Here is a 23,413-nt window from a genome sequence, read left to right on the forward strand (position 1 = left end):
TGCTTATGACGACCCCCATGACTCTTGAGGCGGCACGACGCCATATTGCCAAGGCTATTAGTAAATCTGAACAGCTGGGCATAACAGTATGTATTGCCATTGTCGACAGCGGAGCCCATTTAGTGGCCTTTGAACGCATGGATGGGGCTTTTCTTGGTTCGGTGGATATTGCCATTAAGAAAGCCCGTACCTCAGCTCTGTTTCCTCTGGAGTCTGGCCAGCTTGGTGCGCTGATTCGCAATGAACAGCTCACGGGATTTGAGTTATCGAACGACAACTTAATGGGATTTAATGGTGGTGTGCCCATTTTTTCAGGCGACATTCAACTAGGTGCGATTGGGATTTCTGGTGGTAGTGCTGAAGAAGACTTAGCGATTGCCAAAGCCGCGTTAGAATGAAGGTTGGGCCTATGCAGCCCAATCAGAGCGTGTTTAGCGACAAACGTTTTGCAGATGGGCCAGACCAAATTTGGCGTCTTCATAAGGTTTCGCCGTAACATCCACTTCCACGTACCGGTTCAGAATATTCAGTTCATCCAGATGGGTCAGAATAGGCGTAAAGTCGATTCCGCCCTGACCGGGGGCTTTAACCTGTAATGCCTCTGGCATCAGGCATCAGTTCATCGGTTTCATCCGGGCTGACCCGAATACTGTAATCACGGTCTTTCATGTGACAACTAATTACACGCCTGCCATATTTTTTAAGCGCTTCTAGTGGTGCAATATCGGCAACGGCCACCCAGCCCAGATCTAATTGCAGTTTTACATAGTTCGGATCGGTGTTCTCCATAAGCCAATCGAGAATCGTTTTTCCCTCAACCTTTGCAAATTCCATGTGGTGGTTGTGGTAAGCGAAGCCAAACCCCTGATCGTGGAACTTTTTGCCACGAAGATTAATTCTGTCGGCCATCTGCAGTACCTTATCGGCCGTATCCGGCACGGCGATGCTTACTTTACCGTTGTTAAAAGCCAGCAATTCTTCTGCCAGCGGCTCAATAAAGTAGTCGATGCCCAGTTTAGTGGCCAGTTCATTGGTATGATTCAGGTCATCCAGTTTACCACTGACGTGGGCAGTCGGTGTTTTAAGATTGACGGCGTTGAGTGTGGCGGCGATTTCGTTTAGCGACAGGCCGAAAAATGGCGCACCGGGAATGCCAATAAAGCCACCTAAGCCAAAGGGTTCGACCTGAGAGAACCCCATAGCGGCTATCTGTGCCAGCGTGCCTGTCGGATCATTGGCGAAGCTTTCTCTGAACATATACAGCTGGACACCATATTCAGCGCCGCTGTTACAGTTAGCTGTGGTTTTCTGGTCAGAACAGGACCACAGCAGAGGTGAGCCGGCCAGGGTGGCTAACGCTGCACTGGACTTTAAAAAATGACGTCGGCCAAATGCCATGTACAACTCCGAAGGACTGTTTTAAAAATCTGACGGTAGCACAGAATACGTGTAACGAAAATGTAAAAGTTAAGAGGGGTAACAAATTACCTCTGGAGCGAATCAGACGCTGTTTAAACGTCGGTTACGCCTGTGCAAGCTGCAGACGGATTACCACTTTTTCTTAGGGGCAAACAATTCGTCCAGTTCATCACGCTCTTCTTCCCGGCGTTTAGCGCGGTCCTGAGCATTGGCGTTTTTAAGGTTTTCCTGAATGCCTTTTAACTGTTGGTTTAACCATTCCAGCCGGGACTGCACAAACTCATCCGGTTGGGACTGGGCTTCAAGTGCTGCAATGGCTTTTTCGTAGTATTGTCGGGCAGAGCCGAGCATATTGGTTTGCTGAGCACCACGACCACGGCGTATTAGCGTTTCTACATTCACTCTTAACTGTAACCGCTCAAGTCGCTTGTCTTGTTCCAGGTAGGTACTGCCATCAACCTTGCCTTTACTTCTTTCGGTGCGCAACATTACGCGGAGTTTTTTAACTGCCTGGATATACTGGATGATCATTTTATCAGTTTCAGGCAACGCAAACTGGTTACTATTTTCCGGTTCAAGATCTATCGATTTGATTCGTGCACTGATGTCTTCAAGGTGTTGTTTAATATCAGGTGAGTTGGTGTTGAGTTCGTAAGTAATCTGCAGGGCACGCTCAATCCGTTTAAGCAATATTTTAATTAGTCCCTGGGAGATAGGCATCTGTGAGGTAGCCATCAGGACATTTTCTGTTTCATCGATGATCATGCGCTGCTTTGCCACTTCGGCCCGACGCTCGGCATCGATCTTCGCTTTGTACTGTTGATAGGCATTGACCACAATGGCCAGTACTACCAGCACTACTATCAGTACAATTATGATTATAAATGTCATTCGGTGCTTCCCGTCTGTGTATTGCTTTTATCGTTGTTATTGGTTTATCGGCCCGAACTCAGGGGATTTTAACTTCAAATACGCCACCACCCAGAGTTCCACCGTTAGACAGGGTAATAAACCCCTGTTTTTCGCCCTGTGAATGCGCTCTGGCAATCAGATGCGCAAAGTATAATCCCAGGCCGGTGCGGCCCTGAGTTACGTTAAAATCTGAAGGTTTGGTATCAACAGTAACCAGCATATGGTCAGGATAACCGTCGCCATCATCCTCTACTTTAACAACTAAATAGCCATCTTGTTGATACGCATTGATAATAATGTCTGATTTACCATATCGAAGCGCATTGATCAAAACATCATTAATTAACAAATACATGAGGTCAGCGTCGAGATACCATGCGAGTTCATCAGTGCACTGATTTTGAATTGTAATATTCTTCTGACTCGCATAGAGCTGATTGGATAACACAATATCTTCGAGTAATTCATTGATAAAGCTCTGGTCAATCATCACCGGCAGGGTTTCACGGTTAGCCCTGTAAAGCGATAATATTTGCACCAGGCCTGTGTTCATGCGATTGGCTTCGTAGTGCAAATCTACAATCTGGCTGCGGGTCTCTGTGAGCTCCGGCGGAAGTGTGGAAACGATTTGCTCAACAGACTGCACTAACAGATTCAGTGAGTTTTTCATATCGTGTACGGCGGCAGCCAGTACAGTTGAAAAATCAAACTGTGAGTCGGTAGTGAGCTCGGCGCTGTTGTTTTTCTCAGAGCGGGTTGTCATTTCTGTTACTTCCAATTGTTCTCAGACTTGCTTATGCTAGTATCCAACATAATAATAACTAATTCCTCTACTTTTGCATAAGCATGCGATTAGCTTGAGCACAGATTTACACTCTGCTTGGGTTATAGCGTTTGAGTGTGCGTTGGCGGTTGTCAGGTTTACGCGTGGATATACAATGAAATTACAACAATTAAGATACATTGTCGAAGTACAGAACAATAACCTTAACGTATCAGCCACTGCTGAAAGCTTATTTACCTCACAACCCGGCATCAGTAAACAGGTACGAATGCTCGAAGATGAGCTCGGCGTACAGATCTTTGGCCGTAGCGGCAAACATTTAACCCACGTGACACCGGCGGGCAACGAGGTGATCAATATTGCCCGTGAGATCCTCAATAAGGTAGAGAGCATTAAGGCAGTAGCCCGCGAACATAACCTGCCTGATCAGGGCAAACTCAATATTGCCACGACGCACACCCAGGCCAGATACGCCTTACCGGATGTGATCAAAGGCTTTATGAACAAATATCCCAAAGTCTCTCTGCATATGCACCAGGGCACACCGTCGCAAATCAGCGATTTGGCAGCCAAAGGCGAGGCCGACTTTGCCATAGCCACCGAATCCTTACACCTTTACAACGACCTGGTGATGCTGCCGTGTTACCACTGGAATCGCAGTGTCATTGTTAATAAAGACCATCCATTGGCCAAGAAAAACACCATCACGATAGAAGATGTAGCACAGTACCCGCTAGTGACTTACGTATTTGGGTTTACCGGCCGTTCAGAGCTCGACCATGCCTTCGAAAAAGCGGGATTAACGCCGAAAATAGTGTTTACTGCAACCGATGCTGATGTCATTAAAACCTATGTCAGACTGGGGGTAGGCATCGGCGTGATTGCCTCCATGGCGGTTAGTGAAGAGCTCGATGCCGATCTGGTCAAAATAGATGCTAGCCATATGTTTGAATACAGCACCACCAAAATCGGCTTCCGTAAAGGGTCCTTCCTGCGCAGTTACATGTTTGACTTTATCGAGCGTTTTGCTCCGCATCTGACCAAAGACAAAGTGGAGAAGGCGATGATGCTGAAAAACAACGATGAAGTAGAGCGGATGTTTAAAGGACATACCCTACCGGTGAAATAATCCAACCGGCAACCTGCGATGTACCGCAATCATTAACATACGGGTGTCTCAAGGAAGGCGATGTGGCATTAAAACAGACCGTTCTGGCAGCCGCTTTAGGATTTGTTTGAGCAGTGAGTTTTTATATCGCCGTTAAAGTGACAGGTTCAGTGATGTGATGAAAAACAGAAACGATCAGAATCACCGCGAGCGCCGCACTGGTTACGACTGGCGTAGCAGCTGCATAACCGTGCCATGAATATAAAGCCTGGCGGCGCCCCCAATCCTGTGGGGAATGCTAACACTCGATAATATTTACCGCGAGACCACCGCGGGCGGTTTCCTTGTATTTGGTTTTCATATCAGCACCCGTATCACGCATGGTTTTGATGACTTTATCGAGAGACACTTTTTGTTCGCCAGTCCCGCGTAGTGCAAGGCGTGATGCATTAATGGCCTTGATTGCCCCCATAGCATTACGCTCTATACAGGGTACCTGAACCAGGCCTCCTACCGGATCGCAGGTAAGACCCAGATTATGCTCCATACCTATTTCGGCAGCGCATTCCACCGCGGCGATGTTCCCTCCCAGCACTTCGGTTAACGCGCCGGCCGCCATCGAGCAGGCTACGCCCACTTCACCCTGACAGCCCACTTCGGCACCGGAAATCGAGGCATTTTCTTTATACAAAATCCCTATTGCCCCGGCGGTCAATAAAAAGCGACTGGCAATGTCTTTATCAACCGGTCTAACGAATTTATCGACGTATTTGAGCACCGCCGGAATAATCCCGGCGGCACCATTGGTAGGCGCAGTTACTACTCGACCACCGGCGGCATTTTCTTCATTAACGGCCAGGGCAAACAGGTTAACCCAGTCCAGAGGTTGCATGGGATCGCCGCTGTATTCGGTCATCAGACGGTGGTAAAGCGAGGGGGCGCGGCGTATCACCTTTAGTCCGCCGGGTAAAATACCTTCACTTTCAATACCTCGTCCGATACAGGCATCCATAGTCATCCACAGGTCCTGCAAGCGGGTTTTTATGTCTTTATCCGGATGCAGGGCTTGTTCATTTTTAAGCATCAACGCGCTGATACTTAATCCCTGCTCTTTACACAAGCTCAGCAACTCGGTTGCGGTACGAAAACTAAAAGGCACGGTATTGCTAAGTTGCTTAGCTTCCTGTTTGGCCACATCCCACTGGTCGTCACGCACAATAAAACCGCCACCAATGGAGTAATACGTTTGTGACAACAACAGGGTTTCACCTTCATAGGCGTGTAAAGCCATGGCGTTAGCGTGCCGAGGCAGGGTTTTACGCCGATGAAAGACAATGGCTTTGCTACGCGGAAAGCGAACCGACGTTTGCCCACCGAGCAAGAGGGATTCGTTAGAGTCAATATCTGCCAGCCAGGTGTCGATACTGTCGACATCAATAGTTTCAGGGCGCTCGCCGAGTAATCCCAGAATAACCGCCTTACCGCTACCGTGACCCTTTCCGGTTTGACCTAATGAGCCGAATAACTCGGTGGTTACATGGGTAACCCGGCCGATAAGTTGCTGGCTTTTAAGTTGATCAACAAATTCTGCCGCCGCGTTCATCGGGCCAACTGTATGCGAACTGGATGGGCCAATGCCCACACTGAACATATCAAATACACTAATCATTAGATGCGTTTACCATTATTGTAATTATCTTTCCATTCTGCCCGTGTACGGGCACCAGTACAAACCAGTTAAGCTAATGGTAGCATGAGAATATTTATTAATAAGCCGGGCACTTGGTGCGTGGCAATTAAGGGTTGTCAGTAAAAATTGACGCCAGGTTACGCAACAAGGCAGCGGTAGCGCCCCAAATCATGCGGTTTTGCCAGGGAATAAAGTGAATCGGGTTGGTGAGTGGCCCGCGATGAAAGTGCTCGGTAATGTAATTATTGGTATCCAGCAGGAACGCCAGCGGGACTTCAAAAGTGTCGCTGACCTCATTGCTGTCGATGATGATATCGAATTCAGGTTCTACAATGGCTACTACGGCGGTGATACAAAAGCCGGTGATAGTGCGGTGCTGAGGCATGACACCGATCACCTGGCAATTCTGCCGGGGCAGGCCTATCTCTTCCCATGCTTCACGCAGGGCCGTGTCGATTAAATCTTTATCCTGCTCTTCCTGTTTACCGCCGGGAAAGCTAATTTGCCCGGGGTGGTGGGCCAGGTGCAAGGCCCGTTGAGTAAGTAACACCGTTAGCCCCTCAGGTCGGTCGATAAGCGGTACCAGAACACCTGCTGCACGCCCGGCATAGGAAAGCGGGTAATCGTCACCAACCGCAAGTGGCGGCGACGAATGGAAGCGGTGCAGAAAAGCGGCCTTATTCACAACAGGCCTCCAGTACTGGCAGGATGCGGGCCACTTTATCAAGGGTTTCCTGGTATTCTTCAGCGGCATCGGAGTCGAGTACAATACCACCACCAGCCCAGCAGAACAGTTGATTTTGCTCACCGAGCAAGGTGCGGATACAAATGCTTGAGTCCAGATCGTTCTTTAAGCCCAGATACAAAAAGCTACCACAATAAATGCCACGGCGATTGGGCTCCAGCTCTTCAATAATTTCCATCGCGCGAATTTTTGGCGCGCCGGTAATGGAGCCTCCGGGGAAACAGCCGGCAAGCAAGTCCAGCGGGTGACTGTCTGCTGCCAGTTTACTGGTGATCCTGGTGACCATATGATGCACTGCCGGATAGCTTTCAAGTTTGAATAACTCTGGTACCTGCAGGCTGCCAGGCACACTGTGTTTGCTGATATCGTTTCGCAAAAGATCCACTATCATCAGGTTTTCGGCACGGTCTTTTTCGGCAGTTAACAGCGACTCGGCACTGGTGGCATCTTCCACCGGGTTAGCAAAGCGCGGCCGGGTGCCTTTAATCGGCTTGGTTTCAATAATACCGCTCCGACACTGAATAAAACGCTCTGGTGACAAACTCAGTACGGCGCTGCCAGCGACACGCATAAACGCAGAAAATGGCACGCTGTTGGCCTGGGTGAGTGTCCGGTAAGCTGCCCATAAACATCCTTCGTAGTGGGTAGTGAAGCGTTGCGCAAAATTCACCTGGTAGCAATCACCGGCCACCAGATAGTTGTGCACAGCTGATAAAGCTTCGCTGTATTGCGCCTGGCTCATATTACTTTGCCAGCCACCTTTGATAGTAAAGGAATTTGGCGTGCTATTTAGCCATTGATTGAAATCAGGTATGGCAATGTCACTGGTGTGACAAAAATACCAGCAGTCGTCCTGAACATCATGAATCAGTGCACGGTTGTAGATCCCCAGTGCCATTTCAGGGCACTGGTATTCATCGCGGTTGAAAGCCGGCAGGGTTTCATAATCGCGGCCTAGATCATAACTGCAAAACCCGGCCAGTCCGAGCACCAAAGGTAGCTTTTCATAATGCTGATTGACGGCACCGAGGGTAATGCTTTGCTGAAACGCGTTAAAATAACGTTTTGCCGTGTCCAGCGGTGATTCGTTTGTACAGGCAATGGTTTCCAGCCTCTCACCGTGCGCCTGAACTTCAGTTGTGCCCGCTTTGGTGGTTATGGTGAGGGCTGGAGACCACATGGCGATGTCGTAACGGCTGTTGCTCTGCGTAGAATTGCCAGAGTCGTACAGAAGACTCCAGTTGTCTCCGGCAACATGCTGAAATACGGCTTGCAGTGGTGTTCTGGCCGGTAGTGTTACCGGTGTGATTTGCAGCGTCTCTGTCGGGAATGAAAATCGGGGCTGTGGCATTCAGTTCTTTTCTTGTATATATCACTAACAAATTAACGGCAAGCCTGCTGCTGCCGGCAGAGTGCGTTCACTCCACCAAAGTCGCAGATGGTTTTAATGGTGCCAGTTGTCGACATGCGGTAGTATACGGTTTCTTCGTCTAGATGACTATGTGAGCCTAAAAATAAGAGGACGCCATGACCGTAATTCGTCAACAAGACTTTATCGATAGCATCGAAGATGCATTGCAGTTCATTTCCTATTACCACCCACTTGATTATGTGAAGGCTGTTGAACAGGCCTATCTCAAGGAAGAAAGCCAGGCGGCAAAAGATGCTATGGCCCAAATCCTGATTAACTCACGTATGTCAGCCGAGGGTAAACGTCCACTGTGCCAGGATACCGGTATTGTTACCTGTTTCGTGAAAATTGGCATGGGCGTAAGTTGGGACAAAACCGACATGACCGTTCAGCAAATGGTTGATGAAGGTACCCGCCGTGCATACTTAAACCCGGATAACCCGCTGCGGGCTTCTATTGTTGAAGATCCTGCCGGTGCCCGTAAGAACACCAAAGATAATACGCCGGCAGTAGTGCACATCGACACCGTGCCAGGCGATAAAATTGAAGTGATGATCGCAGCCAAAGGCGGTGGCTCTGAGAACAAGTCTAAAATGGTAATGTTAAACCCCAGCGATGATATTGTTGAATGGGTACTGAAAACCTTACCCACCATGGGCGCTGGTTGGTGTCCGCCTGGTATGCTTGGCCTGGGCATTGGTGGTACTGCCGAAAAAGCAGCGGTACTGGCCAAAGAAAGTCTGATGGACCCGGTAGACATTCAGGAACTGATTGAACGCGGCCCACAAACCACCGATGAAAAGCTGCGGGTGGAAATTTACGAGCGTGTAAACAAACTGGGTATCGGCGCACAGGGGCTGGGTGGATTAACTACCGTGGTGGATGTGAAAATTAAATCGGTACCGACTCACGCCGCTTCTAAGCCCGTGGCAATGATCCCGAACTGCGCGGCAACCCGCCATGCGCATTTCTATCTCGACGGCAGTGGCCCGGCAGATTTAAAAGCGCCTAAACTGGAAGAATGGCCGGAAGTCACCTGGGAAGTAAGCGAAAATACTCGCCGCGTGAATATGGACGAGGTGACCAAAGAAGACATCAAAGAATGGAAAGTAGGCGAAACCGTGCTGCTGTCCGGTAAGATGTTAACTGGCCGTGATGCCGCTCACAAACGCATTCAGACCATGCTGGAAAATGGTGAAGGTTTGCCGGAAGGCGTGGATCTGAACGGTAAGTTTATTTACTACGTAGGCCCGGTAGATGCCGTGGGTGACGAAGTCGTTGGTCCGGCAGGTCCGACTACTGCTACCCGAATGGATAAATTCACCGACATGATGCTGGAAAAAACCGGTATTGCGGGCATGATTGGTAAAGCCGAACGCGGCCCTGCAACGGTTGAGTCTATTGCTAAACACGAGTCAGTTTATCTGATGGCAGTGGGCGGGGCAGCTTACCTTGTCTCTAAAGCCATTAAGAAAGCCCGAGTGGTGGCCTTTGAAGACTTAGGGATGGAAGCCATCTATGAGTTTGAAGTAGAAGATATGCCGGTAACCGTGGCGGTAGATTCTACCGGTGCCAATGCTCACCAGACCGGCCCGGCTATCTGGAAAGCCAGAATTGCAGAACTGGACGAAGCACTGTCTAAATAACCAGCATTTAACACCGAATAAGCAATTCTTCGCTTATGCCGAAGCCAAAAACGGGTAACATGAGTTACCCGTTTTTTATTGAAGTTTTTCAGGTTGGTAATGGAACACCTTAATATCATTATTCCTGTCGGCGCTGCACTGCTGGCGTTAATTATTGGCTTAGTTATTGGCCGGTTTCAGGGCAAGGTGCTGGCACAACAGGCGCTAGCCGGGCAACAGCTATTAGCCCAGCAGCTGGAACAGACTCAGCAATCTCTGGATGCTGTGCAAAATCGCGCGCTGCAAGAGATGACTGAACTTAAACAGCAGCTTTCCTCGCTACAAACAGCGCTACAGGAACAATCTGCCAAAGCGGCGCTGTTACCTGAAGCACAGCAACAGCGCCAGCAATTACAAAGCGAATTGAAAACCCTGCAGGCCGACTATACACAGTTGAAAGCCGCCAGTGACGCCCGTCAGGCAGCTTTTGATGTGGCCGAGAAGTCTCACGAAGAAAAGCTTGCCACCCTGCAACAAGCCGAAAAACGCTTACAGGAACAATTTGAAAACTTGGCCAACCGAATTTTCCAGCAAAAGGCTGAAAGTTTCAGTAATGAAAGTAAAACCCGCCTGGATGCACTGTTGAACCCGTTAAAGGATCAGATTGAAGGCTTCAAGAAGCAGGTGACTGATCAGTATGTTAAAGAGGGACAGGAACGCGCCTCGCTGAAAACCGAAATTCTTGGCTTGAAGGCATTAAATCAACAAATTACCGAAGATGCTGCAGCCCTGACCCGTGCTTTGAAAGGTGATAATAAGCAGCAGGGTAACTGGGGTGAGGTGGTGCTTGAGCGGATCCTCAAAGAGTCCGGTTTACGGGAAGGCCACGAATTTGAAACTCAGGTATCGGCCCGCAATGAACAGGGTAAATTGCAACAACCTGATGTGGTGGTGCATTTGCCGAATGACAAAGATGTGATTATTGATTCGAAGGTGAGCCTGGCCGCTTACGAACGCTATTTTAACAGTGACAATGACGACGAGCGGGCACGTCAGTTAAAAGAGCATGTAAACTCGATGCGCACCCATATTAAAGCGCTGGGCGCAAAAGATTATCATGAACTGGAAGCGATTCGCTCGCTCGACTACGTACTGATGTTTATTCCGGTAGAACCTGCGTTTTTATTAGCGGTAGAAAGCGATCCGGAACTGGTTACCCTGGCCTTAAATAACAATATTATGCTGGTTTCGCCGACCAACCTGCTGGTAGCGCTGCGCACCATTAACAATATCTGGCAGTACGAATACCAGAATCAGAATGCCCAGAAAATCGCTCAGCATGCTGCCAGACTGTACGATAAGTTTGCCGGCTTTGTGGGGGATATGGAAAAAATTGGCAAAGCGGTAGAAAGCACGCAGAAACACTACGATGCCGCGCTGAATAAATTAACCAGCGGCCGAGGCAACCTGGTGCGTCAGGTAGAGCAATTCCGGGCCCTGGGTGTACAGCCAAATAAACGTCTGGCCGATACCAGTGATGATGAACCTGACGAGCAGGATTAAATCAGATAGCGTGCTTTGTTTCCAGCCATGACGGCCTGATTCCTGCCATTGGCTTTGGCTTGATACAGCGCATCATCGGCCAGTTTAAGCAGTTGGTCCGGATCCCGGGCCTGGCTTACTTCCACACAACCAATACTGATAGTGAGTGGGTCGGCGACATCGTCCCATTTAGTTTCGCTTAATGAATGACATATATTGTCGGCAATGAGTTTAGCTTCGCTTAAAGACTGATCGGCCAACAGTATAATAAATTCTTCCCCACCAAAACGGGCGACCAGATCGGATTGCCTGATTTGTTGTTTAAGATGTTGGGCAGTATGCATAATGGCTTTGTCGCCAGTACTGTGTCCAAAGGTATCGTTGATCAGTTTAAAGTAATCGATGTCAAGCATCAGGATACTGAATGGCCGTTGATAACGCTGAAAAAGCGAGAACTGGTATTCCAGTTGCGTCTGAAAGGCCCTGCGATTGATAATACCGGTAAGCTGATCATGCTCGGCCAGGTATTTCATGCGAACAATTAACCGCGAGATAGTAGTGCCCATCGCCGTGGTATTGATCAAAATAATCAGTACAACCTGCATCCATAACATCAGCGATGGGTTATAAGGCGAAAAGAATAAACTGTTTTGCGGGATGGGCACCGCAGATGCCCAAAACGTAAGTTCACTACCCACCAATGTGATGATAAGCACGTCTGCCAGACATAGAATACTGGCAGTTTTGGCAGAAAAAGTTGCGTGCAGGGCGTTAAATTTCATTTTCAGGGTAGCCAGCATCACTAAAATAACCATAGCCAAACTCAGTACGGCCACCGTTTCAGGGGTTATCCAGCCGGGTAAAAACAGTGTATACGCCACACTCACCAGGACAATCATTAAGCTAAACCACTTAGAATCGATGGTTAATCGAAAGAGATGACGAAGTGCAAGGTTATAGATAATAAACGAAATCAGTAATATGATATCGGCAATCACCCACAAAAGAAGTGTGGGATTGTCGGGATGACGAAAGTCGAGTAACAGAGCCAGCGCCAATAACAGGTTGGCCAGCGCAAAACGGATACTGCTGTTGTGGTACAACTGCAGTGGTTTAGCGATAACTATCCAGCCAATACTAAACAACAGCGTCAGTAAAATATTGACTTTGTTTAACTCGATACTGGTTGAAAGGAGAGTATCCATCAAAGTGCCATCAACTCGACATATTATAAGTTTAGCGCAATCGTCGTTACTAATTATTGCAGCAGATCATTAACCAACCGACTGCACAGGAGCAGGGAATGAGCGTTCTATCTACCGTTGTTAAAACCATGCGTCCCCCGTTTTTATTGCTGGTAGTGAGTTGTCTGACACTCAGCTTCGGTTTTGTTAACTTTTTAAATATAGACGGTTCCTGGTTGTTATTTAGTTTAATTGTGGTGTGTGGCCTGTGTGCTCACATTGCCGTTAACATGCTGAATGAATATGTGGATTGCACCAGTAAACTGGATTTTGCCACCCACCGGACGCCCTTCAGCGGGGGCAGCGGGGCGTTGGTAAACCAGCCATCGGTGGCCGGGTTAGTAAAATACATAGGTATTGCTTTTCTCGTTTTAACCATTGTGTCGGGACTACTGGTATTACAGCATACGCCAGAAGCCTGGATTTCATTATTGGGTATGGGAGTACTAGGTGTTGTTATTGTGGTGAGTTATACACCAGTGCTTAATCGCTATCCCTGGTTATGCCTGGTGGCGCCAGGATTAGGCTTTGGTATTCTAATGTCTTACGGTAGCTATGTGGCCGTCAGCGGATCGCATAATTTAACCATGCTGCTGTTGGCGTTGATCCCCACCTTGCTAACGAACAACCTGTTGCTACTTAATCAATTTCCGGATGCTGCCAGTGACGCGGAGCATGGCCGAAACCATGTGCTTATTGAATACGGTTACGCGTTTTCTGCCAGATTGTATTTGGTGCAATGGCTGCTTACTATACTGGTAGTGGTGTTAACCGTAGTGGTTTTTAGTTTGCCTTGGTACAGCCTTATTTGCTTATTACCGATGCTACCTGGCTGGCAGATTTATCAACAGGCTAAACAGTTTGGACAACCCGATAAGGCCTTTTTAGCGGCGATGGGACAAAATGTGATAATGACTCTGGCAACACCGTTATTATTAGGAGTGGTACTGTGTGTGGCCGGTTAAACGTGACCGATAGTCCTGGTGTCAGGCAGTTATGCGACCAGTTGGAAATCAGTTTTTGGCCGGAAGAGGGAATGCGATTCAGCCGGTTTGTACGCGCTACCGAAAGAGTAACCATTGTGTTGGAACAAAAGGGTAAAAGGGTAGCGCGGAATGCCATTTGGTGGTTATTACTGGAACCAGAGCACAGCACCGGCATTATGCAATTCAAACCGTCCCGGTACACATCGTTCAATACGCGATATGATAAACTTAATGTGCCTCGGAGCGCGGGTTATCATTCCTACCGCCAGCATCGCTGCATTATTCCGGTAGCCGGTTTTGGTGAGTCCCAAAAGGCCGGCACTAAAACCATATACTACGATATGATTGGTGAACCTGATGCACAACTCGCCATGGGTGGTCTGTATCGTGAATGGCACGGTCACGACAGTCACGGCAATGAGTTTGTCGAAACCTCGTGCTCGGTGGTTACGTTGCCGCCACATGATAAATTAATAGGTGTTCACCAAAAGTCCACACCATTAATGCTATCGCCAAAAGATAACAGTCTGCAGCGATGGTTGAATGCAAAGACCACCGACCCACAGGCACTGGAAGACTTATTAGTACCGAGAATACGCCATCAGTTTACGATACAGCCCATTAATAAACCTTCACTATATCAGCCTGTCGGAGAGCCATATGAGCTCCAACCGGATTAACCAACTACGGATGGAAGGCGCGTAACCTTAAAAAGCCAGCTGATGCTCAAGTACACCAAATCTGGTAATTTGCTAAAAGTGGTGTATTTTGTGAAGCGTAAAGTACATTAATTAATGTATAGCCAATTGAAAGGTTAGGATTTTTAGTAAGTTATTGAAAATAAAATAGGGTGAAAAAACACCAAAATGACTGTTCTAAACATACTACATTGGTGTCTATTTAGTAGTTAGGTGCTAGTTGGATGAAATATTTTAAAAGGACGTTTCTGATTTGTTTTGTTCACTTTGCGCTGACCATTGCATTAATGATTTACAATAGTGGTTGGCTTTTAAACAATGCGATAAGCGAGCAATCTCCATCAGGTTTTGACCTGCTAATGAATTCTATTGGGCAAGTATTTGCTATGCCTATAAAGTTTATCGCTTTAGAGTTAATAGAGCCACGTAGTATACAGATCTTTCCTTTGCTGTTGGTCAATAGCTTAATATGGGCAATTGTCTTTTCATCGATAATATTCATTAGGTCTAAATATGCACGCACCTAACAAAAAAATTATGTCGCCCGCAAGCGGGCTGGGACACAAACAGGCAGGCGGCTTCGCCATGATAGCCTGCCTGTTTGTGCCCCATATTTAGGCGTTAGGTTTGTATGAAATTTCTGCGCAGTTTTTTCAATCTAGTGTTCGTAATGATAGGTATGATATCGCTACTAGTGATCATTCCCGCTATTTATGAATTATTGACTGGCAGTATGCTATTTGATCCAAGTTTTTCTTGGGCAGGCTTTATATTATTTGTGGTATTAGTTCTAGGATATTTTGTTAATCGGCCTGCAAATGAAAGAGTTTTGCGATCATTTTATCGTAGAAAATGGCTCTTGGCCTTGGCATTAGTCTTGGTGGCCTTGTTGCACCTTTTGATTGCATTCCTGACACCTATTTTAGAGATTGGTAGGTTACCATTTGAACTCAGAAAACTACCTACTACGTTGGGGGAATGTGTATTGTGGGTTTCTGTATTTACAATGTCTTTCGTCGTCTATAGATATATCTGGAGATGTCCAGAATGCAAGCAAACACTCGTTACATTCAATACAAATGCTGGTATCGGAATAGCTAAATGCCCAAATTGTATGAAAAAATTGGTCCAAACCTAACAAACAAATGTTGGGGACACAAACACGCTGGCTCTGCTTCGCAGTATAGCCCACGCGTTTGTGCCGCCAAATTAGGGCGTTAGCAACCTTGTTATACACATAATGTGAACTTCTTCGTTTACAACAAGTCTATTTGTAGCTACAATTTAATTGTTCCGGTTTATCCGGCTAGAGAGACTACCGTAATGGTAGCTGACCTAGGATTCGGCGATGACAAGCTTCCTAGGCCATGTTCTGGTTTATCCAGCAAGTGTCAAGAACACAAGCCCAGAGAACTATGTTCTTTGGGCTTTTTCTTATCCCAAGAATTTTTTGAGGCCTAGTCCGTTTAAAATGGCGATTTCTATCGCTTGAAGATCCTCTTTCGTGATCTGCTTACTTAGATATACCCTTTTACCTGATTTTTCTTTTTCTCTAAGCCTATCTAGTCTTTCTAATGCAACGGTATAAATCATGTCGCACTTGGCCCAACAATCAGTTTGTTGCAGTCTAGGCGTGAGCGAATCGATATTCATTTTGTGATGGTATTGCTGTAGTGGCGTAGGCTCAACAGAACTGATTGGGACGACTGTACATAATTCCGGCCTACCTGGCAGTTTAGGAGATACCACTACCACTGGTCTAATTTTGACCATTTCTGGGGCCTTGAATCCAACAGAAAAATCACAACACAATAAAGTTCCTTTTTTAGGGTGGAATTTAACCATTCTTTTTCTTTTGTTCCTTGTGTTAATCTTACAATCGTACCAAATTCAAAGGGCGGTTGCTAACAAACCACTCAAGGCACTCGCGTTGCTCGCTGGGACGCTAATACATGGGCTGCGTCACTTCGTTCCTAATTTTAGCCCATGTATTAGCGCCCCTTAGTGGGAAGTTATAAACCAGTGTAAGCCCATGGAAATAATCATTTTTACAATTGGCGCTGCCATCTATTTGGTTGCAGTAAACTTGCTAGTTAAAGGTCACAAAATGTTAAACCTTCGCTTCGGTTGGCCAAGACCAGCAGGGTTAACTAACAACGCAATTTGCTATCTCTTTTTTGCTGTATTTATCGGCGTGGTTATTCCGTTTGCCTTCTTTTTCCCATTATGGCTCAACACACTCGCGCCCGTACTTCAGCCAACTCAAACAAACAGGGCCATTCTAATATTAATCGGTGGTTTTGTTCTTTCCGTTGCAATGTGGTTAAACTATAAAAAGACTAAGCACGGCAGTTTTAACAATGGCTTATAACAAACAAATTATGTCACTCGCTGCCGCTCGCTGGGACGCAAACACGTGCGCGGCTTCGCCATTCTTGCACACGTGGTTGCGCCCCATATTTGGAAGTTTTAGGTTTAAAGGAGTAAACATTGAAATATATTTTTTCACTTCTGGCATTTATTAGCGTAAATGCCTTTGCAAATGACGAATTAAAGTCTATCTATCTTGCATTTGAATCAGATTATATGAGCAATGATGCTGGTAAATATTCCCAATGGCTCACTGATGAGTATGAAATAGTCCAAACTATGCATGTCCCAGGTATGGGTAGTGATAGTCGCAAGGTAACAGGGCAACAAATGGTTGGGATCATGAGAAAAATGAATAAACCTAACTCCACACCACGATCTACGTTAGAAAACACGAGTGTGCGCTTAACTGACAATATCGGTTTTTGTGCCACTTCTAGTACTATGGCAGCAACCAAGGTCGCAGGAAAAGATTACGAAGAAAAAGAAATCAGAGAAGTTTGTTTTCTCAAAATCAAAAGTGACTTCAAGGCCGTTGAGCATAAAATAGACGTGTATTACAAGAAGCTTTAAACCTAACAAGCCCATTAACGCGCTGCGCTGGGACACTTACCTGTAGGCTCCCTGCGCTTCGCTTGGTATTGTAGCCAACAGGTAATTGCCCCTTATGTGGGCGCTGGGGGATCCCCTCATAATTCAGGCATCCCGGTAACGTGAACCCGCTGAATGTACTGAGCTATGGCCCAGCGAATTTCAGAGATTGAAACGGGGTAATCCCGCCGTCGTTTTCGGACTTCCCGGCCCAATCTTATTAGTGAGAGTACGGGGCGATGTCGGATAGTATTGGCCTGGAAGGCACGCTGCCATTGACGCTTTTGGGCAATGATGCCGAGCAACCGTAAAAGCCATTCGGCGAGCATAGCAATGAGTAACAGTATGTCGAAGCGTTTAGGGCAACGTGTTCTGCTATGACGGAGCCCAAGCCGTACTGAGGGCTTTTAATATCGCGGAAACTTTCTTCTATTTGCATTCGCTTGGCATAGAGGTTGACGAGTTTCTTTGAGGACAGTGATTCCGCGGGGATATTCGTTACCAGTAGCCAGGGCTCTTTACTGCTATCCCGATAGTTTTGTTGTGCATTGTGATGACGCCCTGCTTTGGAAGAGCGGTTGTCTTTTCGTCCTTTGGATTTAGCTTTATACAAATGTAAACAAGCATTAATCGGGCTTTTGCGGCCTAGTTCACCGACGCCCAGGTAACGCGCTCTAGCGTTAGCCGAGGGATAATAAGACTTGTTGCTACGCCATGTAGATTGGCCATATTCACGAAAGCCGACTTCACCGCGGACACGCCCAAGCCAAAACCAACCAAGCTTTTCAACTTCCCGAAACCAGGTGTTGCGATAGCCGGCATCGGTGACGATAAGAGGACAACAACGCTCAGACAATATGGTAGCCAGTTCACGCAGAAAGGGATTGTGACTGACTGGTGAGTTGTACTGAGAAAAAGGAAATACCCGCTCATAGAGGATGACGGAGGGCCCTTCAAAACTCACCGAGGCACGTAGAGTTTGATGGCGCATTTGTTCTCTAACATCAGACCAATCAATGAGAATTATTGGCATCAGATTCGCCCCGCAGAGAAGTCGGGCATGCCAACGGTAAATATCCAGCCTCTCGTTGTGTAAGGCTTGATTACCCAGCAAACGGTCAATACGTTTAATATTGTGTTTAGCCGCGACTGGTCCCGATATATTTCGGCCCAGTTCGGTCAATGATAACTGTTGGCCATCCAACAAAGATTGAACAGCGACCATCAGTGAAGAAAGTCGTTTCTGATGCAAATTAGGGCATTGATTCTTAAGTAAATCATGTAAGATAAAGATGTCACGCATGGTGTGTTGTTCTGGTATGTTTTTGGCGAAATGCATTAGATTAAATTGCGCCATGCGTGGCTATATTATTGAATCTGCTTTAATTTATGAGGAGATTCGTTAGCTTGGGGCGTTATGTGCAATAATCACGGAGGATTTAATTGAAAATTTCAAAAGTTACACTTATCACCACTTTTACAGTTTTTATGAGTGCATGTTCTTTAAAATCTGGTTACGACTCTACCAATTCAACTGCACTTGTTAAGAAAAACGCAGAACTAGCATTACAAGATTGTGGCAAAGGTAATGTCAAAGAGGTTTCAACTAAAGGTTATAAGTGTCGTTAGTAACACTGGCGCATATGATCGGGTAGCCGGAGGTGTCTAGCCTCCAGCCCCCACAACACCCTGCATGCGGCTCCGCACAGGGCGTTTCCTGAAAACATTTAAAACATGATGGCCGATTAGCTCCCTCATGCCCCAATTATGGCTTCTGATTTTGCGCCACTGTACCTAAATCCGGTCGGATACAGTACAAGTGAGCTGCACAGGCTCCTAATTGATTTTCAGGGTCAGGCCTTCACCGTATCCCAACCATTACGATGGGCATTTGGCTACTATGCCGTCTGCTGACTTCTGCTTTATCACCGCCATAGTTGCCTGTAGCGGCGCTATCGGTTTGCATCGAATTCGCTCGTAGAGCAGATCTCTGGAAGGCTAGTCCCACCACAGGTAAGAGCATGCACTGTCTCTGCACTGCTGCATCATTTGCGGTGGCCGTTAGATCACATGGTTTCGTTGTCTTCTGCCAACTCACCTTCAGCCTACGCCTCATATGATATTTTTGTTCATCAGCTCGCAGATTTGCTAGCGGCTTCCTCCAGACTATCTCTCACGATTTAGCCCTTGCCATTCGCTAGTAGTTAGCGTTGAATAACAGTGTGTTAAACAACGGTGATCTTCCTACAGAGAACTTTCACCTCATCAGTCTATGCTCGTGGGTCAATCACGGTTAAGTGATTGTCATCATAACGCCCTCGTAGGTTGTGCCACCTTTCGTGGCCTGATCCGAATGCGTTAGCTCAAGCTCGTTTATCATGCAGGTACCCGGCTCAGTCTTAATTTGGGATTAACCGGAGTGAGTACCACTTCTTTTGCGATTGCCCAGATGTAGGCGGCCATTTCTCTGGCGATTGCCGTAAAAATGAGATTGTAATGTTTGCCTTTTTTACTCATACGCTGATAGCGTTTGCACAGGCGAAGCTGTGCTTTCCAGGCTATATCGACAATGTCTTTGGGTAAGCCTTCCTGCCTTAATTGTAATTCGGTAGAGACATTTGCCGGATAACGATAGCTGTGTGCCCCTTCAATGAGTAAACGCCTTGCTCGGCCGTTACCGGATTTGGTAATTGCTCCCAAATGCCGTTTACCACAAGAGGATTGTTCACTGGGCACTAAACCTAAATACGCCATGAGTTTTCTGGGATGGTCGAAGCGGTGTAAATCACCGAGTTCAGCAATGACCCCAACCGCTACCAGCAATCTGACACCCCGCATAGCCTGAATGGCTTGCACTACCGGATAATAACGCCACTGGTGAACATGATGAGTGAGTTATCCAGCCTCTCTAGTCGACGAATGCGTTCGTCAATGGTCTGAAGTTGTTCCTGCAAAACAATTTGCTGGGTCGGATGGGGCAATATCAGTTCAGTGAGCCACCGCAGGTGTTTCTTCGACCAGTTGGCCGTGCCTTCATAACGAATGTTGTTTCGAAGCAGTAAGGCCTTAAGCTGATACTTCGCTTCTTTTAAATCCTTCATTGCCGCTTCGCGAACACGGGATAAATTCCGATCATAGACAACGTGCAGAGTCGCGCCAGGATATTTAGATTCAAACTGGCGAATAAGCTTTTTAACGCTGACTTTTGAAGAGGGGATGTGCCCGTAATGAACAGGTACAGCACCACGCTGTTCTTCACAATACGCCACTTCATGAAATTCTTTGTGCGTATCCAATCCGATAAAAATTATGCTATGTTTATTCATGCTAGCCTCCAAATTGATTTAATGCGGAGGCTAGCATTTCACAGGGAGTCATTGTTTCTAGGCACTTATGTTCAGCATTACGGATTTCAAGTTGTATCGATTATGGTGGCTGCTTTATGGAGTCCCATATCTGGGGTTGATGGTCTTTTGGTATTTTGACCCTGATGAAAGTTCTCTGTTAACTCATCTGAGCCATTTTGTTTCTATAGTGGTTTCACTCGGTGTTATATTTTACGCAATTGGCGCTAAAGTGATTAACAGGACGTTTTGGCAATTATTCTTACCAATAGCTCTTATCGAAGAACATTGGAACTTTTACAGCGATCTTGGTGGCACATGGGATGAATTTATTGTGCCTAATCCCGAATTCAGATAATAAGTGCACCACTCATGGTTAAAGGGTGACAGACGATCAACTGCCTGTTGGTGGTATTCTAAAGTCGCCAAACAATTAGAGTATTACCATGAGTTACAAGCAGTTGATCGAGGGACAAAGATACCAGATCGAAGCCTACTTATGCGAGGGTTTCAGTTATCGGGAGATTGGAAAGCGTCTGAGTGTAAGTCACAGCACCATTAGTCGTGAAGTTAAGCGCAATCGAATTCGAGATAGCCATTACCTACCGGAAGTCGCTCAGGCCAAGGCATTAAAACGGCGTTGTCAGGCCGCAAAGTACAGGATATCTGAACTGACGATTACCTTTGTTGAGTTCGGGCTTAACGAAAAGTGGAGCCCTGAGCAGATTACTGGTGTAGGTAAAATCATCGGTCATCACGTCAGCCATGAATGGATTTATGGCTACGTTCAGCGTGATAAATTAAGCGGCGGTAAATTGTATAAACAGCTACGCCAGAGCCACCGAAGATACCGTAAAGGTAGCCGCGCGAAGCGTGTAATTATCCCAAATCGCGTTGGCATAGAGCATCGTCCCGCTATCGTGAACAAGAAGAAGCGGTTCGGTGACTGGGAAGCTGACACGGTTTTAGGCAAGCAAGGAACGGGCGCGATTGTTAGCTTGGTGGAGCGTAAAAGTAAGCTGTATCTGATACGCAAAGTGCCAGCGAAAAGTGCAGCCGATGTGGCCCGTGCCATGGTTGGCATGTTGTGGAAATATCGCAGTCATGTCCGAACTATCACGGCGGACAACGGCAGCGAATTCTGTGATCACGAGCTGGTCGCAGAGAAGCTTAAAACGGATATTTACTTCGCGAACCCTTATTCTTCCTGGGAGCGCGGACTGAATGAAAACTTTAACGGTTTGCTTCGCCAATACATACGTAAAGGCTCCGATTTGCGGACAGTAACGGACAAGCAAATTGCTCAGATTGAACGGGCATTAAATGCCAGGCCGAGAAAGTGTCTCGGCTTCAGGCAACCTGTCGCGATATTCAATGAATTACGCAAGGCTGCCTAATTTAGCGAGTGGTGCACTTCGGAGTTGAATTCGCGATCTAGTTGTATCAATTCCTTTTATTGCTATCTACTTTTACGCATTTAAGAGAAATGAGATCTGGTCGGCACGTGCCTAACAACAAACAATTATGGCGTCCGCTAGGGCGGGCTGGGACACAAACACGCCGGCTCTGCTTCGCAGTATAGCCCATGCGTTTGTGCCACCAAATTAGGGCGTGACATGCCTTTGAATAGGGAAGTTTGTGACAATACTTGAAAAAGTTTCTACCGTTTGCGGAATCCTGAGCGCAATATTAGTTCTCAGAGCGAGCCATTTAGTTGCGAGTAATTTTCCAAAACGTAATGTTGTTGAAAACTTTGAAGGCAAATCCATTTGGGCTGTCATATCATTGAACGGTATAAATTTTAATGTAGTGATTAAAGTCAACCAATCTCAAATAGCAATTCTGTCAAGGTTTCCAAGCATTGGTTTAACATTAAATATAAGCGAACTAAAGAGCTTCAAAATTAGGTCTTTTTTGGGTTCAAGGTTCAGGATTATCTCGGATGATCCATATGTAAATCATATGTTTAAAGAAATGATTATTTCTCATAGGGCAGCAAAGAAAATCCGCGCATATTCTAGTGGCAGATTTGAGCTTAACGGCATATAACAAACCAATCTTGTTCAGCCAGCAAGCTGGCTTGGGAAAATTACTTGCTGCCACTTTGTGGCAAAATACTCATAATTTCCCCAAATTGGGGCATTACATTTTTAATCAGCACCGATTCTAGTTCAATATAAGGGTAAAATATGGAATCAGACTTAATAATTATGTTTTTAACTGTAGCGTTAGCTCATTTTTTAGCCTTGCTAAGTCCTGGCCCTGATTTTGTCCTCGTTGTGAAAAGTGCAATTAAGAACGATAGAAGTAAGGCCGTCGGTGTGGCTGCTGGCATATCAAGTGCTAACGCGTTATATATAGCTTTGTGCTTAATTGGAGTTGGTGCAATATTGGCAAGTTCTGTTTGGCTTATGGTTACCTTGAAAATTATTGGGGGACTATTCCTTATGTTTCTCGCATTTCAGGCCCTTCGCGCCAAAAGAGATGCTTATGCTGAATTGTCCTTAGAAAGTGATAAACCTGAATCGGGTAAATCTAGCTTCCTGAAAGAGTTTATTGTTGGGTTCATGTCAGGAATCCTGAACCCCAAGAACCTCTTGTTTTATCTGAGCTTATTTACTGTTGTCTTAACAAATGATGTAAGTATAACCTTTAAACTTGTATTGGGTGCATGGATGACGCTTGTAGTTTTCTTATGGGATACTGCTATCATTTTCCTACTATCTAGGAAAAAAATAAGAAGTAACTTTACAAAGTTAGCCTTCTACATCGACAAGTTCACAGGTGCAATCTTAGGCTTTGTGGGCTTTTCAATTATTAAGTCTGCATTTTCAAAATAAAAATGTAATCGGGTAGCCGGAGGTGTCTAGCCTCCAGCCCCCACAACACCCTGCACCGAAATGTCGGCCCAGACGACTCCGCACAGGGCGTTTCATTTAGGTTA

The 23,413-nt window shown here is 46.5% G+C and carries 23 protein-coding genes and 2 pseudogenes; 14 read left to right on the forward strand and 11 right to left on the reverse strand.

The window, feature by feature from the left end; all coding sequences use genetic code 11:
- The first annotated feature begins 5 nt into the window (after positions 1-5).
- The gene (locus tag AC2T0J_RS18140; RefSeq protein WP_489807162.1) at positions 6-398 is read left to right on the forward strand and encodes a GlcG/HbpS family heme-binding protein; all 393 of its coding nucleotides are present in this window, start codon (positions 6-8) and stop codon (positions 396-398) included.
- 33 nt (positions 399-431) lie between these two features.
- Here the strand turns inward: AC2T0J_RS18140 and AC2T0J_RS18145 are convergent, their stop codons facing one another.
- The 4 genes from AC2T0J_RS18145 to AC2T0J_RS18160 all read right to left on the reverse strand — a co-directional run bounded on the left by AC2T0J_RS18145 (position 432) and on the right by AC2T0J_RS18160 (position 3,094).
- Positions 432-608: a hypothetical protein gene (locus tag AC2T0J_RS18145; RefSeq protein WP_489807163.1), complete on the reverse strand. Its 177-nt coding sequence runs from the start codon at positions 606-608 to the stop codon at positions 432-434.
- A complete protein-coding gene (locus AC2T0J_RS18150; RefSeq protein WP_489807164.1) occupies positions 586-1,398 on the reverse strand; it encodes a sugar phosphate isomerase/epimerase family protein in 813 nt (270 codons plus the stop codon). Before AC2T0J_RS18150 ends, AC2T0J_RS18145 begins: the two co-directional genes overlap by 23 nt.
- Before the next feature lie 150 nt (positions 1,399-1,548).
- Positions 1,549-2,310, reverse strand: coding sequence for a hypothetical protein (locus tag AC2T0J_RS18155; protein ID WP_489807165.1), 762 nt, complete (start codon positions 2,308-2,310; stop codon positions 1,549-1,551).
- A 58-nt stretch (positions 2,311-2,368) separates the two neighbouring features.
- The gene (locus AC2T0J_RS18160) at positions 2,369-3,094 is read right to left on the reverse strand and encodes a sensor histidine kinase (protein WP_489807166.1); all 726 of its coding nucleotides are present in this window, start codon (positions 3,092-3,094) and stop codon (positions 2,369-2,371) included.
- A gap of 175 nt (positions 3,095-3,269) precedes the next feature.
- Between AC2T0J_RS18160 and cysB the strand changes: the two genes are divergently transcribed.
- A complete protein-coding gene (cysB, locus tag AC2T0J_RS18165) occupies positions 3,270-4,244 on the forward strand; it encodes an HTH-type transcriptional regulator CysB (RefSeq protein WP_489807167.1) in 975 nt (324 codons plus the stop codon).
- A gap of 277 nt (positions 4,245-4,521) precedes the next feature.
- On the opposite strand, the gene AC2T0J_RS18170 is transcribed toward cysB, so the two are convergent.
- The 3 genes from AC2T0J_RS18170 to pabB form a co-directional block, all read right to left on the reverse strand.
- Positions 4,522-5,892, reverse strand: coding sequence for an L-serine ammonia-lyase (locus AC2T0J_RS18170; protein ID WP_489807168.1), 1,371 nt, complete (start codon positions 5,890-5,892; stop codon positions 4,522-4,524).
- Between the two features lie 127 nt (positions 5,893-6,019).
- Entirely contained in the window at positions 6,020-6,598 is a 579-nt protein-coding gene (locus AC2T0J_RS18175) for a CoA pyrophosphatase (RefSeq protein WP_489807169.1), read from the reverse strand.
- Entirely contained in the window at positions 6,591-8,009 is a 1,419-nt protein-coding gene (gene pabB, locus AC2T0J_RS18180; protein WP_489807170.1) for an aminodeoxychorismate synthase component I, read from the reverse strand. Before pabB ends, AC2T0J_RS18175 begins: the two co-directional genes overlap by 8 nt.
- A gap of 176 nt (positions 8,010-8,185) precedes the next feature.
- Here pabB and AC2T0J_RS18185 point away from each other — a divergent pair, with 176 nt between their 5' ends.
- The gene (locus AC2T0J_RS18185) at positions 8,186-9,715 is read left to right on the forward strand and encodes a fumarate hydratase (RefSeq protein WP_489807171.1); all 1,530 of its coding nucleotides are present in this window, start codon (positions 8,186-8,188) and stop codon (positions 9,713-9,715) included.
- Between the two features lie 99 nt (positions 9,716-9,814).
- Positions 9,815-11,257 (forward strand): DNA recombination protein RmuC, encoded by a 1,443-nt coding sequence (gene rmuC, locus AC2T0J_RS18190; protein ID WP_489807172.1) that lies wholly within the window; start codon positions 9,815-9,817, stop codon positions 11,255-11,257.
- Here the strand turns inward: rmuC and AC2T0J_RS18195 are convergent.
- Positions 11,254-12,441, reverse strand: coding sequence for a GGDEF domain-containing protein (locus tag AC2T0J_RS18195; protein ID WP_489807173.1), 1,188 nt, complete (start codon positions 12,439-12,441; stop codon positions 11,254-11,256). The genes rmuC and AC2T0J_RS18195 overlap by 4 nt on opposite strands.
- A gap of 98 nt (positions 12,442-12,539) precedes the next feature.
- Between AC2T0J_RS18195 and AC2T0J_RS18200 the strand changes: the two genes are divergently transcribed.
- From AC2T0J_RS18200 to AC2T0J_RS18210, 3 genes are all read left to right on the forward strand, one after another.
- Positions 12,540-13,445 (forward strand): prenyltransferase, encoded by a 906-nt coding sequence (locus AC2T0J_RS18200; RefSeq protein ID WP_489807174.1) that lies wholly within the window; start codon positions 12,540-12,542, stop codon positions 13,443-13,445.
- Positions 13,430-14,146 (forward strand): SOS response-associated peptidase family protein, encoded by a 717-nt coding sequence (locus AC2T0J_RS18205; protein ID WP_489807175.1) that lies wholly within the window; start codon positions 13,430-13,432, stop codon positions 14,144-14,146. The genes AC2T0J_RS18200 and AC2T0J_RS18205 overlap by 16 nt, the downstream gene beginning before the upstream one ends.
- 649 nt (positions 14,147-14,795) lie before the next feature.
- Positions 14,796-15,302, forward strand: a complete 507-nt coding sequence (locus tag AC2T0J_RS18210) for a hypothetical protein (protein WP_489807176.1) — start codon at positions 14,796-14,798, stop codon at positions 15,300-15,302.
- Positions 15,303-15,598: 296 nt separating this feature from the next.
- Here AC2T0J_RS18210 and AC2T0J_RS18215 read toward each other — a convergent pair whose 3' ends face one another.
- Positions 15,599-16,009 carry a type II toxin-antitoxin system PemK/MazF family toxin gene (locus AC2T0J_RS18215; protein WP_159120628.1) on the reverse strand — a complete coding sequence of 137 codons (411 nt, stop codon included), beginning with the start codon at positions 16,007-16,009 and terminating at the stop codon, positions 15,599-15,601.
- Positions 16,010-16,196: 187 nt separating this feature from the next.
- On the opposite strand from AC2T0J_RS18215, the gene AC2T0J_RS18220 reads away from it, so the two are divergent.
- Positions 16,197-16,535, forward strand: coding sequence for a hypothetical protein (locus tag AC2T0J_RS18220; RefSeq protein ID WP_489807177.1), 339 nt, complete (start codon positions 16,197-16,199; stop codon positions 16,533-16,535).
- A 119-nt stretch (positions 16,536-16,654) separates the two neighbouring features.
- A complete protein-coding gene (locus AC2T0J_RS18225; RefSeq protein ID WP_489807178.1) occupies positions 16,655-17,107 on the forward strand; it encodes a hypothetical protein in 453 nt (150 codons plus the stop codon).
- A 116-nt stretch (positions 17,108-17,223) separates the two neighbouring features.
- Here the strand turns inward: AC2T0J_RS18225 and AC2T0J_RS18230 are convergent.
- Positions 17,224-18,428 (reverse strand): annotated as a pseudogene (locus AC2T0J_RS18230) (IS4 family transposase).
- Positions 18,429-18,568: 140 nt separating this feature from the next.
- On the opposite strand from AC2T0J_RS18230, the gene AC2T0J_RS18235 reads away from it, so the two are divergent.
- Entirely contained in the window at positions 18,569-18,754 is a 186-nt protein-coding gene (locus tag AC2T0J_RS18235; RefSeq protein ID WP_489807179.1) for a hypothetical protein, read from the forward strand.
- A gap of 747 nt (positions 18,755-19,501) precedes the next feature.
- Here AC2T0J_RS18235 and AC2T0J_RS18240 read toward each other — a convergent pair.
- A pseudogene (locus AC2T0J_RS18240) lies at positions 19,502-20,451 on the reverse strand (IS110 family RNA-guided transposase).
- 91 nt (positions 20,452-20,542) lie between these two features.
- Here AC2T0J_RS18240 and AC2T0J_RS18245 point away from each other — a divergent pair.
- The 4 genes from AC2T0J_RS18245 (at position 20,543) to AC2T0J_RS18260 (ending at position 23,309) form a co-directional block, all read left to right on the forward strand.
- Positions 20,543-20,827: a hypothetical protein gene (locus AC2T0J_RS18245; protein WP_489807180.1), complete on the forward strand. Its 285-nt coding sequence runs from the start codon at positions 20,543-20,545 to the stop codon at positions 20,825-20,827.
- 88 nt (positions 20,828-20,915) lie between these two features.
- Positions 20,916-21,866, forward strand: coding sequence for an IS30 family transposase (locus tag AC2T0J_RS18250; RefSeq protein ID WP_489807181.1), 951 nt, complete (start codon positions 20,916-20,918; stop codon positions 21,864-21,866).
- Positions 21,867-22,107: 241 nt separating this feature from the next.
- Positions 22,108-22,518: a hypothetical protein gene (locus tag AC2T0J_RS18255; protein ID WP_489807182.1), complete on the forward strand. Its 411-nt coding sequence runs from the start codon at positions 22,108-22,110 to the stop codon at positions 22,516-22,518.
- 140 nt (positions 22,519-22,658) lie between these two features.
- A complete protein-coding gene (locus AC2T0J_RS18260; protein WP_489807183.1) occupies positions 22,659-23,309 on the forward strand; it encodes a LysE family translocator in 651 nt (216 codons plus the stop codon).
- Positions 23,310-23,413 lie beyond the last annotated feature (104 nt).

The sequence above is a fragment of the Alteromonas sp. ISO5 genome, from assembly GCF_058105165.1.